Here is a 13,852-nt window from a genome sequence, read left to right on the forward strand (position 1 = left end):
GACAAGCACGAACCTAGGCACGCCGGGCCTACACTCTCCCGTCCCGGCATGGGAGCGGAGCCGACTCCAGTCTAGCGTTACCCGAGCAACCCCTGCCATCCGTTCATGGTTGGCTGAATTATTGAGGCACATGCGCCCACCGGAATGTGCCGAATCTGCCATTGAAGTCGTTACACAAGAACACACAGTGGTTGCGGTCACCCTGCCTCGGACCAGCCGTGTCAGAATGAGGCCGGGCTTTTCAGAATAAGATCAAGGCGCTCATATGACGGATCATCTCTCCTGTCGGGATATTCCCATTACCCCTGCCGACATGCTTGCCGGGCTGGGACATGCCGATCGCTCGCTGCTGGCCACCTGCCTGGCGTTGTTCGACGACAGCCAGCTGAGCAGCCGGCTTGAAAAACTGACCCAACAGGCGAGCGCACAACTCTCCGAATGGGGAGAAAAACTCCGCAGCCGTATCGATAAAGCTCCTGCCCCACTGACAGCGCAGGAGCAGCAGGCAGCAGCACGGGAAATCGGCGAGCAGCAGCGCCACTGGCAGAACAGCCACCATGATGACGACGCGTTGCGACTGTTGCTCTGGATACGCCTGCGACAGGCACTGAAACTGCCTGCAGGCCTGACCCGTTCACGGCGTGGCTGCAGCAGTCTTGCCGATGACATGGCGGCTCGCCTGATTCATCTGCTGGACCCACCCGGCATGGTCAATTCCAGCCACCGCTGGCTGCATCAGAAAGGCTGGCTACCACGAGGGAGACATGCCAGCACCCTGGCCGAGGTCGTGATCCCCATGCTGGATGAGTTCTGGGAACAGAGCGAGCAGGCCGATCAGTTTGCTGACCCCACAGAGCGCCGACATCACCTGACCGAAGCCATCACCGCCCTGGGCCAGCTTGATGCCGAAGATCAGGAGAGGCTGCTGTCGCAAACGGGCGCTACCAACATTCATGATGCGGCCCTTCGCCATACGGTGCTGCTGGGAGGCTCACTGGGGGCCTTTGGCATGGGGGTCAGTGCCGCCGGTTTTTCCGGGTATATCCTGGCGGCTCAGGCATCGACGTTCATCCCCTGGGTGAGCGGCCCCGGCCTGGTCTCTTTTGTCTCCGTAATGTCCAATCCCATCACCATCTTCGGTATCGCCGGTGGCGGTGGCTGGTGGCTGCTCAATCGCGCACGCGAGAAGGTAAGTGTTGCCATCGCAGCGCGGGTGATCGCAATGCTGACCCTCAACGGACTTGGGCATGGTCGCATTGGCCTCGAAGGCGCACTGCGCTGTTTTCCCCGGGTATCCGATCTATCAGGAATGGAAGGTCTCGAAAGTAAAACGCTCCAGGAATACTGCGAGCAGTGGCAACAACTGGCAACACTTCCGAATGGCGCTACAACTTCTCCTTCCGAGTCGGTGCTGAGTGCCATGGGCCGTACACCCGGGAGAGTGGACGCCAGGGCGAACAGGACGACAGAAGATCCCCTGGCAGGCAACGAGCACACCAACGCCCTGGCCATGGGGCTGATGACGATAGGAGACATCATCTACTGCAGAGCCGCCATTGATCCCGAGGCCATTGCAGCAGCCGATTTCAGTCGTGTGGCCGACATTAATGACACACTGGACTTTGCCCAGCTGGCCGATCAGATCATGGGCGGCAGTGATGCCTCCATGCTGGGCGGGATCAGCCAGCTCAAGGGCTATGTCGCGGAACAGGCCGTTGCGGCACGACTGGTTGCTGCCGGTCATACGGTATCACTCCCGGATACTGCCAATAATCCCGGCTGGGATCTGCTGGTGGACGGCCAGCCCTTTCAGGTCAAGTTTCATGCCTCTCTGGCAGGACTGCGTGAGCATTTCGAGCACTACCACTACCCGGTGATTGCCAACACCGAGCTTACGGGTGTCGTGGAAAGGCTCCCGGATGAGTGGACAGACAATGTCTTTTTTCTCGAGGGCCTGAGCAATGAGCTGATCGAAGAAGTGACCCGCGAATCACTGGCGGCCGGCGCTGAGCTACTCAATCCGAGTGTTGTCCCCATGGCAGGCATTATCAGCGCCGCCCGCGGGCTGCTGGCTTATCGCCGCGGAGTAATGTCCGGGCAGCAGGCGCTCGAGCAGGTCGTGCTGGATGGCACAGTGCGCATGAGCTTGGCCGGGGCCGGCGGAGTAGCAGGTACCGGTGTGGGGCTGATGCTTTTCGGGCCGGCCGGTGCATGGGTATTCGGCGCGGGCGCGCCCATGCTGTCACAGATGTTCACCAGCCGGGCTACCCGCTGGTTGCGGCACAACGTTCGCAGCAATGCCCATCGCCAGTGGGAGGATGCTGCTCATGAAGCGCTGCACGCCCTGCAGTGTCGATTGAACGATGCCCTGACAGCCAGACAGGCGCAGCTGGCAGAGAAACAACACGAAATCACTGCCAGCGTGCTGGAGGGCTACCTTTACTGGCGACTGGAAGATGATCGGATGTTCTGCCGTGAGTGCCTGCTTCATCTCTGGTTCGCAACCCGAGAACGCTATCCGCAACCCGAACGGCGACTGACCGAACTGCTGGAAATCATGCAGCTCTGCGGGGTGCATCAGGCGCTTTATCAGCGAGAGCTGCACAACGTGAGTAAACGGTTGCAGGAGCGCCCCGGCCTGCGGGAACTGATGGACAACGAGCAGTTGGCTGAATTCTCGCGCAAGGCACACAGCACGGCCAGCGACTGGTGGGCAAGCGCCTCGCGCACAGTGGAAACCCGGGGCTGGAACAAAAATCCCTTGAAACGATGGCGGCAGAATTCGGATGACTGATTAAAGCAGGAAGCTCAGGGCCCTACGCTTTCTGTTCTTCCATCAGTAGGTATTGTGACTACGCAACTGCCGAAACAGGAGATAAGCACTGCGACCAGTCGCCGATTCGCAAATGCAGGAGGGAGAGTCGTAAACCACTGATTCGAGTGGTGCGGTGGTCGGACAGACATCAAACATGCAAGCTCATGATTTTCCATGGAAATGACGAATCATGACGCTCACAATACCCCCATATGTACCCCCAGAGAGCCTATGCTGCCCTTCTCGTTCTCAGAGAGCGTTTCAAGCTGCCAGGAATGCCGCACCTGAAACAGAACCGGATCGTGTTGACTACCGTTCGACAGGAAAGCTTCCGATGGCAAAGCGGGAAATACGACCCGGCAAAGCCTACGCACCCAAGGGCTACACGGAACGCCCGAAGATGGGAGCGGAAGCTGGGCTCCGATGAATCCGCGAAGGGGGATGACAAGCGCGGACCTACGCACGCCGAGCCTACACTTACCCGTCCCGGCGAGGGAGCGGAGCCTGTTTCATTTTAGCGTCGGCTGGTGTGGGCATCTACTCACGAAGTGCGCACTTGGATTTCCTGCGCACTTTGCGCACTTTTCAGCGCGTCGATTCCCCCTGAGCCCAATAACAGAGCGCCTTCCAGCCTGGTGCGCAGTTGCCGCACCAGTGCGCACTTTTCCATCAGTGCAGGCGGCAGACCGGGGCCATACCGCCTTGGCGGCGTGCAGGGCTTGTGGGTCGCTTGGCAGGCACTGGCACTGAGCGCGGGCGGTAGCATCGTCCGGTGCCACCGTGAAGGCCTCATCCAGCACTACCGCCAGCTCGGCACGTACCTGCCGGCCCAACGGCATCAGCCGTGCCCGGACTTGTGCCACCAGCTCGGGGCCAAGGTTGCGGCCAACCGCTTTCAGGCCAGCGATGATGGCGTTGATCTCCGCCGGGGTGGCGGGCGGCGGTTCGGGCTTGTCCTGGCATTCTGAGTCGCCCCTGGTTTCGTAGACATCTCCAGGCCTTATACTGAAGGCATCAGGAAGTTCTATTAGTCGTCAACGATGCATCGAAGAATTCAAGCTCGAAGTCGTCAAGCAGGTGACATGGATGGAAGCCGCTAGGCGTTAGCATGAGCCGTGGGGTCGGTCAGCTGCAAACGTCCATTGCGCTCCTGCACCTCACCCCGGTCATGTAGCTCATGAAGCACGGTTTCGACACGCTGGCGGATCGGCTTGGTCAGGCGCTTGAAGCCAAGCAAGTTGATGGCCGCTCCCATCGCGTCCACTGGCTCGATCGAGACACTGTCTTTCAGGGTGAGCATGAGCGCCTGCTCCAGTTCGCCGGGCGGCACGAGCTCAAACTTGCGCTCGCTGGCCGGCAGGCTGCTCCAGTCGCGCCGAGGCGGTACCGTTCGTTCCGGCGTACTCAGGAAGTCCCCCTGACGCTGTAAACGTCCCTGACGCTCCAGGGACTGACTCTCGGCCTCGACCCGACGCTGGATCCGCGCCCCGGCCCGCTGCAGGCCTGTTGCGTCAGTCAGCCTCGAAAGCAGCATCTTGATGTGCATGGGCCCCTCGTGCGCCACCACCCGGTGAATGGCCTGTTGAAGTCGGTCACGGGGGATTTCCTCGAACTGGCTATCAGCTGGCGAGAGCCCCAGGGTGTCCGTGTTCGCTGGCACGTAGGCCGGAATGCTGGGCGCCGCCTGGGAGGCAGCCTCTCGCTCGATGGCGGCCGAAAGCGGTGGTGGCTCAGCCGCTTCGTCGTCGGTATCCACGGGGAGACCCGGGGCGTCTTGAGGGCTTTCACCCGAGTCGTCCTCCTCGGAGCCGGGGCTCGTTGCTTCAAGGGCTTTCTGATGGCGCTGAGCGGCCTCGATGGCTTCCTTCAGGCGTTGGGTCTCGGCAGCGGCATTACGGAACCACTCGGTGCTCCAGATGCGGTGGAAGCGCCATCCCAGCCCCTCCAGCACCGACTGGCGTAACCGGTCCCGATCCCTGGCCACGGCGCTGCTGTGATAACTGGCTCCATCACATTCCACAGCCAGCAGGAAGCGTCCCGGTGCCTCGGGATCACGTATCGCCAGATCGATGAAGAAGCCCTGACTCCCCACCTGCGGCTGGACCTCGTAACCCAGGTCCTGGATGGCTCGCATCACCTCCCATTCGAAGGGCGAGTCCGGTTCTCTGTCCGTCATCTCGTGGGTCGGTAGCTCTCCCGTCTCGGCATACTTGAGGAAGGCTTGCAGAGCACGGACCCCGAATGGCGATGATTCGGTGACTTTCAACTCATCGGCCTGGAAGTTGGCAAAGACGTCCATGGCCAGCCGTGCGCGGGAAATCAACACGTTGAGTCGGCGCTCGCCGCCCGTCTTGTTGATCGGGCCGAAGTTTTGCCCTAGGCGGCCCGCCGACGTCCGTCCGTACCCCACACTGATGAAGATCACATCACGTTCATCACCCTGAACGTTTTCCAGGTTCTTGATGAAAAATTCGTCACCGCCATCGTGGTGGCGGAAGAAGTGTTCGAGCTCCTCGTGCTCGCGGCGCAGGCGCTCCACCTCCAACAGAATGGCTTCGCGTTGCGCGGTACTGAAGGCCACCACCCCGAGCGACAGCTGGGGCGACTGTCGGGCATGCTGGATCACTGCCTCGGCAACGGCCCGGGCTTCACCGGCGTTGGTCCGTGAACCGCCCCGATCGTAATGGGTCTCCGGCAGGTGGCGAAAATGCAGGCCTCTGGCCTCCGGGTGGACGCCCGGACTGGGAAAGATCAGTAACTGATTGTCGTAGAATTGATCGTTCGAGACGGCGATCAGGGAGTGGTGGCGACTGCGGTAGTGCCAGCGCAGCATGCGTTCCGGCATGCCTTGCGCCTTCATCATGCCTAGGATGCTCTCCACGTCGGCCGTGGCGCTCTCTTCGGCCTCCTCGTCACTGAGCTCGACAGACTGCCCGAAGAAGTTGGTAGGAGGCATCTGCTTGCTGTCACCGACTACGACGACCTGACGGCCACGCAGGATGGCGCCCAGGGCCTCGGGGGCCGGGATCTGACTCGCCTCGTCGAAGATCACCAAGTCGAAGTCCAGATTCCCTTGAGCGAGATAACCCGCCACCGACATCGGACTCATCATGAATACCGGCTTGGCCTGCTGGATGACGGCCCCGGCTTCACGCAGCAATTTGCGAATGGGCAGGTGGCGGCGCTTCTTGGTGAACTCCCGGCGCAGGATATCCATTTCTCCCGGCGCATACTTGGACGGGAGGTTGGCATGCAGCCGCTTGACCAGCGATTCTTGGGCGTACTGGAAGCTGGCCCCATCCAGCTGATTGAATTCCTGAATGAGGCGCTCGTGAGTCAGCCGGTCGAAACGCGCCAGGCGCGGACGCTCGACATAGGCATGATCCACCAGGCCACCAAAATAGCTCAGTTCCAGCCATGCGCTCAGGGCACGCGGTGCATGAGACCAGTTGGCCAGGGTTGCCGTAAGATGCCCCAGCTCGGCTTTCTCGAGATCTTCGCTCAGCTGATTGAAGCGGACCACGGCATACAGTTGAGCGGTGTCCCGCCAGCCGGCAAGACGCTGATGCCAAGTGTCCAGCGTCAATGCCGAGACTTCCTCGCCCCATTCAATCTGCCGGCACAAATCCTGAAGCATTCCCCGGACGCGCTCTGAGTGGGATTGCAGCGCCTCGACTTGATCGGTGTATTCACGCAGGTCCGGATTGCCATCTAGGAAGGCCGCCAGCCCCGCCGGCAACTCTCCCTTGCCGATCGCCTCGTACAGGTCGATGATCCACTCGGCGAGTTGCGCCAGTACTGACCAGTCACTTTCCTCGCCCTGCCACTGTGCCCCGAACAGGGTCTGACAGGTGGGGGACAGGCGCTCCAGCGTCTTGCGGTGTTGCTGAGCTTCCAGCAGCTCATCCACCCAGCCCAGCCAGTCTACCGGCGTGCCCGTCAGCTGCCCGCGGGCATAGCCTTTCAAGGTGGAAGCGGCACGCCGATACTCGCCGGAAAAGATGCGCCACCACTTGTCGGCCCGTCCGGCGAGCCCGGTGCGAATCGGCAGCATGTCGGCGTCATACACGGCCTCGATGAAGCGTGGCTGCATGGCGTCATGGGTACGCGACAGCGCCTGACCGGCGGCGATGGCCTGATGCACCTCGTCACGACGGGCCTGCCACTGCTCGGTATTTACCTTTACCCCGGCCAGGTGCGGGGCATTGAGCGCTCGCTTGCCGGCCCGCTGAAGGATGGCAATGTCATCGAAGTCCTGCGGAATCGGCAGCTGCATGGCCTGGGCGAGGCTGACGGCATTGTCGTTCATTTCCGTCAGTTGATCGGCGGCCTGCTGAACCCGCTTGCGAAGCTCCTGTTCTTCGCCGGGCGACAGATCATGGCGCCGCGAGTTACGATAAGAGTTCTCGGAGGGTGGCCCGTACTCGGCCAGATAATCACCCATGGCATCCATGGCACGCTGCCCTCGTGCCAGTTCTTGGGGGCCCCAGTGGCGGAGGCGCTCGAAGTCGATCCGCTGCAAGGCCTGCAAGCGTTCATCACGCTGGAGTTGCAGCATTTTCCCCAGCGCCGTCACGTAGTCGGTCTGCGAGGCCAGGATGGGAGCACGGATCTCTTCCACATAGCCGTCCAGCGACTCTCGCACCTCGCCGAGACGCTGATACGCGCTTGAGCGATCCGGCACCTTGGGGCGCCCGTTATCGAACACGCGGCGCAGCGAATCGAGAACCGCCTTCTTGTTGCTCTTGTGGCTGTGCAGCTCCAGCACGGCATCGCCGAGATGACACTCATCCAGGCGTGATTTCACGACGTCCAGGGCCGCCATCTTCTGGGCGACGAACAGGACTTTCTTGCCTCGCGCCAGTGCCTCTCCGATGAGGTTGCTGATCGTCTGCGACTTGCCGGTTCCCGGAGGCCCCTGGACCACCAGGCTGGCACCTTCCATTACCGCGAGGATGGCCTCGAGCTGGCTTGAGTCGGCATCCTTGACCAGGTGGAGAGACTCGGGTGTTTTGAGCAGGTCATGGCCGGAAGACGCCTCGAGGCGCTCGGCATCCTCGCGGTATCCGGTTTCGAACAGTTTCTCGAGCTGAGGATGTTCCAGTAGTTGATGAGAGTCTGGCCAGTTGTTGGGATCCAGATCGGTATACATCTGGAACTTGCCGAACGAGAAGAGCCCCAGCCGTATCTGATCGACATGCACCTCCCAGCGAGGGCGATCGGCGATCATCTGCTGGACCTGGCCGAAGTAATCCACCAGCGACGTCTCTTCGTCGAATTCGGGAAGCGTCAGGCGGAAATCCTGCTTCAACCGGGCGGCCAATGCCAGGTTGCCGCCCATCTCGGCATTGGTGAACGACAGCGTAAAGCCGGCGCGAGCCGACTCCCGCTGAAGCTCCACCGGCAGCAGAATCAGTGGTGCATAACGCGGTGTGTGGGCGTTCTCATCCTCGTACCACTCCAGGAACCCCAGCGCCAGATACAGTACCTCGATGCCCTGTTCCTGAAGCAGGGTATGGGCTTCGTTTTCCAGCTTGATCAGTCGCGTATCCAGCTCGCGAGCCGGTAGGCGCGTCTGCAGATAGAGGTCGCTGAACCGCTCCTCGCCCTGCTCCTGCTCTAGATACGCTTCCAGGGGAGGAAGAGACTCCTGCTCCTCGTCCTGCTCCGCAGCCAGCTCGTCATCAGAGCCGGATTCGTCCTTCTCGTAAGCCTCTGGAAGCGGCAGAAAGCGCATGGCCTTCTTTTCCTCGACCAGAATGTTGGCGACCTCGGTCGATTGCTCGTCCACGATGTCGAGGAAGCGCTTGTTGCTTGGCACATGCAGCAGCGGATTCCCACGCAGCCCCATGTCGAGGAGCTCATGCCGGGCGAGCTCGAGTTTCTGCTGAAGTGAAGAATTGTTCATGTTGCGCGCTCCCTGCGTGGGCCACGTCTCTGAAATTCAAAGGGTATTATCTTGGGGGATGATCTCATCGACGATCATCGCCTCCTTGCTGCTGCGACCGCTTACGCCCCGCCAGTAACTTGAGAATCAGCAGAGAGAACTCTTGCCCGGTCTTCTCGTTCTCCAGGAGCGGCATCGACAGCTTCTCGTGGTCGCTAATGGCATCAATTATCGCTTGTTCGACCCGCTTGGGAAAAAGGCCATGCATGACCTGATCCTCGTCGTGGTGTCGAATCTGGGCCATCACCGATTCGTCCCGCTCGATGCGATCGGCAATGCCATTGGCAAAATGCAGCTTGTCTTCATCACTGACTTCAGCGCCATACAGCTCATTGAGTTTGCTGATGATCTCGTCCAGTCGCTGCTTTTCGGGGTCATGCGGTTTACCTGAGCCGACATCACTCACTGGCTTGAGCACATAATCGCCTTGCTTTTCAAGAGACAGTTCCTGCTCGACCCGTTTGGTAAGTCGGTAATGAGTCAGTTCCAGCTCACTGACATCGATCTCCTCTTCATCCAGGCGATCCACACGCAGCAGTGGTGAAAGATGCCGGGCATAGACGCAGAGCTGCTCCAGCTCACGATCCTCGAAATAGATGATCTGTGACAGGAATTCATAGGTCCGCACGAAACTGGTCAGATTCTTGCGAAACAGATCAAGCTCATCGCGAGTAGTCCCGGCATCCTTGAGTTCCTGTTCGGCACGATGCAGCCCGGTTCTGTCATCTGCTGCCTTGGCTCTTTCAAGGGCCCGCTGCCAGTCCTTGAGCTGTTGCTGCACTGCCTTGTAGCGGGTAATAAAACGCTCTCTGGCCGGCTGGCAGTAATAGCTCAGCTTGCTGGCCGAAGCCTTCGGATCAAAAAAGGCGCGGACAAAGGCCTCGACCTCTTCCCAGTGATAGATGCCGGCATCATCCAGCTCCTTTTGCAGGTCATAGACCACCCCAGGGTCTGATACATCCGCCAGCTCCGACTTTCTGTAGTACGGGGCAAAGGATTCAAGAATCTCCTCGGGCTCGTTGAAGAAATCGAGAATGAAGGTTTCCTTGCCGGGGAAGGTGCGATTCAGCCGGGAAAGGGTTTGAACGCAATCCACGCCGTGGAGTTTCTTGTCCACATACATGGCACACAGTTTGGGTTGATCGAATCCGGTCTGAAACTTGTTGGCCGCGATCATGACGTTGTAGTCGTCAGTATCGAAAGCGTCGCGCAGGTCGCGCCCCTTGAGCCCCGGGTTAAGCTTGGCGCTGGTCTCGGTAATCTCCTCCTCGATCACGCCATCCGGCAACACGCTGCCCGAGAAGGCCACCAGAGGATGCACGTCCCGGTACTCCTTCTCTTTCACATAGTCACGCATGGCCATGGCGTAACGCACCGCTTCCTGGCGGCTGGCGGTAACCACCATGGCCTTGGCCTGGCCATCCAGCAGGTGTTTCACGTTGGCCCGGTAGTGCTCGACGATCACCTCGACCTTCTGGCTGATGTTGTGGGGGTGCAGCCTTACCCACTTGGCCAGGGTCTTCGAAGCCTTCTTCGAATCCACTTCCTGATCGTCGCTGTCCGGATGGGCGAGCCGCCAGGCGGTGTTGTAGGTGGTATAGCGATCCAGCACATCGAGGATGAAGCCCTCCTCGATGGCCTGACGCATGGAATAGAGATGAAACGGCTCGGGTTTGTTGTCACTGCTCGCAGGTAGGCCGGGGTTGGGTGGCCGACCGAACAGCTCCAGGGTCTTGGCCTTGGGTGTGGCGGTGAAGGCATAGTAACTGATTCGGGCACTGGGTTGGCGGGCAGCGACAGCCGCATCAAGCAGCGCCTCGGCGCTGATTTCACCCGTCTCATCGGAATCGGGGTGTTCAGAGCCCAGTAGCGCCTTGAGTTTGCTGGCAGAAGAACCGGTCTGGGACGAGTGCGCCTCATCGGCGATAACCGCATAACGCCCCTCGGCGAGCTGCGGGCGCTTATCGAGCGCATCGAACAGCGCCGGGAAGGTCTGGATGGTCACGACGATGATGCGGGTATTGCCTGCCAGCGCCTCGGCAAGTTGTTCGGACTTGCTCTGGTTGCCCACGTCACGGGTGATGGGGCATACCACGCCGCGGGCGTGCTCGAACTGGTAGATGGTATCCTGCAACTGGCTGTCGAGCACCGTGCGGTCGGTCACCACGATGACCGAATTGAACAGCTTGTTGCCATCCTCGTCGTACAGATTGGCGAGCTGGTGGGCAGTCCAGGCAATGGAGTTGGACTTGCCGGAACCCGCGCTGTGTTGGATCAGATAGCGCTGCCCTGTTCCTTCCCGGCGGGTGGTATCCAGTAGCTGATTGACGACATCCCACTGATGAAAGCGGGGAAAGATTAGCGCTTCTCTGGTGTACCGTCGGCCATGGAAATCCTCTTTGACCTTCTGCTCCAGATGCAGAAAACGCCCCAGAATTTTCAGCCAGGCGTCGGGCTGAAAGACGCGTTCCCACAGGTAGGCCGTGGCGTAAGTACTCTCGTCTGGTGCGGGCGGGTTGCCGGCGCCGCCGTCTTCGGTGCCCAGGTTGAAAGGCAGGAAGAAGGTGTCCTTGCCGGCCAGCTTGGTGGTCATCGCCACCTCGTTCTGACTCACCGCGAAATGCACCAGCGCACCGCGCTTAAACGTCAACAGCGGCTCGGTCTTGCGCGTCATAGGGTCCTTGATCGGACGATCCTGACGGTACTGGCGCTTGGCATTCTCTACCGACTGCTTGAACTCGCTCTTGAGTTCCAGCGTTGCTGTGGGAATACCATTGACGAACAACACCAGATCCAGGCGCGGATTGTAGTTGTCACGTTGATGGGGAGAATAGGCGACCTCCGGCACAACTCGCAGACGATTCATCCCGTAGCGTGCCAGGGCTTCAGGATTCATGGCGTGATCAGGCTGGAAACTGCACAGGTCGATTTTAACTCCCGGCACCTTGACGCCCCGGCGCAGCACTTCGAGCGTGCCGTGGCGCTCCAGCTCCCGCACCACAGACCTGATCAACGTCGCTTCGGGGTTCTGAGGAGTGTTCTTGCAGAACTTCTCCCAGCGCTCCGGATACGCCTCACGGAAATAGCCGAGCAGATCCTCGGGATAGAGCGCGCTGATCCGATCGTAACCGCTTGCCTGACCGGCCAGCCAGCCACTCGCGGTCATGGCCTCAATGATGTCCTGCTGAAACTGGACCTCCCGATTGTCAGCCATCCACGCCACCGTTCTTGTTTGGAAACGGGTAACGTATACGATCAATACCTACATAATCATTCAGTCTTTCTACAAAGACTGGCAAATCCCGGAACTCAGAGCCTAAAGCCTTCAGAACACTTTTTGCTTCGATAGCCACTACCCTCTCCTTTCAGCGTTATGGGTCTGCATCAACCTGTCAGACCGGCTCGATTGGATAAGGGCGTTGAAAAATCCCAGATCGTGTTAGCAAGTACTGCGAGTCTTGACTGTCTATCCTCGATTTCCTGAATACCCCAATTTTCAACCTGGGTCAGCTCACGGGCCATCGCAATTTTTGAATTGCTATAGAGCGCTTTTTTGTACGCGAAGGTCTGGTTGGAAGCGCTTACGTTCTTCTTGCCTCCCAGCAGCGTCAGATTTCCCCAGCGATTAACATACAGCTCGTGCTGATCTGCTGCCTCTCCCAAATCTTCACGCCATGCTGCAGAAAGCGTCTGAGGCATAATGTGCTCAATATGCACATGCTGTGTACTCTCCAGCGTCTTCTCTTCAGGATCCAGGTAGTTCTCAATATGCCGAAAGATATAGTTGACGATGTACTGCCGCCCCATGGACTGACTCCGAAAGGCCAGAACAAATTCTTCACTTTTCGGAGAAGCAGACTCAAGTATATGGCAGGCATCCATCAGTCCGGCAGCACCTTGCGTTGAAAGCGCCTTCGCAGCGCCGTGATAGAAGCGCTCGAGCTCTTTTGAATCCTTGCTGCAAATAGTGCTGTAACGGAACGTCAGAACTTCACATAGGCGTGCAAAATCGCGCAATGTAGAAAAGTCCAGCACTGCCGATGCGGCGAGTAGTGCTGAATAGCACATGGTGGCTCTTAGTGTGCTCAGGTTCTGATAAATCTCTCGGACCCCTTTATCTGCCACCAGCTCCGGCTTGATGAATTGACCATAGAAGCGTGACATCTGCTTCAGGTCTTTGATCATTCGATTAACGCCTCGACTGCTTACTTCCTTTTTGAACAGCGAAAAAACGTCGTCCTTTTGAACGGTGCTATACGTTGTGAGCAGATAATGTCGCAGGAAGCGGGTAATATCTCCACCTTCCAGATTGTCAATAACAATATCCCAATCTTCGGCGAGCGCCTCGACAGATTCTCGAGCTTTTGCAGCTTCCGACAGCAAATGGTTTTTAAGAAGGTCGCCTGCTGAAAGCGCCAGGCCACGATCATTGAGCGTCTCGAATATAATAAAGGCATTGGCAATGTCAGGCACATTGATTACCACGAATTCCAAGCCTTTCATAATGCTATGCTCAATTTGATCCAGAGCATTTAAAGGGTCAGTACATGCTTGCAGGTATTTATCTAGATACTCTTTCAGACGCTCTGTGTTTGCTATCAAACGGCTATTACGATTCAGTTCATGGCCGTTCAACTCTTTAATTTCATCCCACTGTCGACGCGCAGGGCTATTCGGGTGATGCAGGACAAAATCGGTAAACACCCGCAGGTTGGCTTTACCTGGCTGAAACTTGAAACGCAGTTCAGGATCTGCATATGGGTTCTCGAGAAATTGCTGAACGCGTCCTACCAGGCCCGGACTGAGGATCTGGTAACGATCCCGGATGAGCGCCAATAGTAGAATGATCGTCGTCAAGCGCTGCTGGCCGTCGATTACTTCGGGGCGTTGCTCGTCCGAAGAACAAAGCACGACCGAGCCCATGAAATGGCTTTCGTCCAATGAGTCGGTAATATCATGCCAAAGCTCATCAACCTGCTCGACTTCCCAGGCATAGGGACGTTGATAAGGAGGTATCGTCAGCTGACGATTGGGTACCCCCAGCAGGTTATTGAGATTGGTCTTATCAACACTGATATTCATAAAACAAC

5 protein-coding genes are annotated in these 13,852 nt (G+C 58.7%); 1 reads left to right on the forward strand and 4 read right to left on the reverse strand.

The window, feature by feature from the left end:
• Nucleotides 1-265: 265 nt before the first annotated feature.
• Nucleotides 266-2,794, forward strand: coding sequence for a PDDEXK-like family protein (locus FY550_RS01600; protein WP_070981061.1), 2,529 nt, complete (start codon nucleotides 266-268; stop codon nucleotides 2,792-2,794).
• A 1,117-nt stretch (nucleotides 2,795-3,911) separates the two neighbouring features.
• On the opposite strand, the gene FY550_RS01605 is transcribed toward FY550_RS01600, so the two are convergent.
• The 4 genes from FY550_RS01605 to FY550_RS01615 all read right to left on the reverse strand — a co-directional run bounded on the left by FY550_RS01605 (nucleotide 3,912) and on the right by FY550_RS01615 (nucleotide 13,844).
• Entirely contained in the window at nucleotides 3,912-8,723 is a 4,812-nt protein-coding gene (locus FY550_RS01605) for a DUF3320 domain-containing protein (protein ID WP_070981065.1), read from the reverse strand.
• 64 nt (nucleotides 8,724-8,787) lie between these two features.
• Nucleotides 8,788-11,976, reverse strand: coding sequence for a type I restriction endonuclease subunit R (locus FY550_RS01610; RefSeq protein ID WP_149054314.1), 3,189 nt, complete (start codon nucleotides 11,974-11,976; stop codon nucleotides 8,788-8,790).
• Nucleotides 11,969-12,115, reverse strand: a complete 147-nt coding sequence (locus tag FY550_RS16825) for a hypothetical protein (protein WP_168169362.1) — start codon at nucleotides 12,113-12,115, stop codon at nucleotides 11,969-11,971. Before FY550_RS16825 ends, FY550_RS01610 begins: the two co-directional genes overlap by 8 nt.
• Before the next feature lie 31 nt (nucleotides 12,116-12,146).
• Nucleotides 12,147-13,844, reverse strand: coding sequence for a DUF262 domain-containing protein (locus FY550_RS01615; RefSeq protein ID WP_070981068.1), 1,698 nt, complete (start codon nucleotides 13,842-13,844; stop codon nucleotides 12,147-12,149).
• Between the last annotated feature and the right edge of the window lie 8 nt (nucleotides 13,845-13,852).

This window comes from Kushneria phosphatilytica, assembly GCF_008247605.1.
Classification (GTDB): Bacteria; Pseudomonadota; Gammaproteobacteria; order Pseudomonadales; family Halomonadaceae; genus Kushneria; species Kushneria phosphatilytica.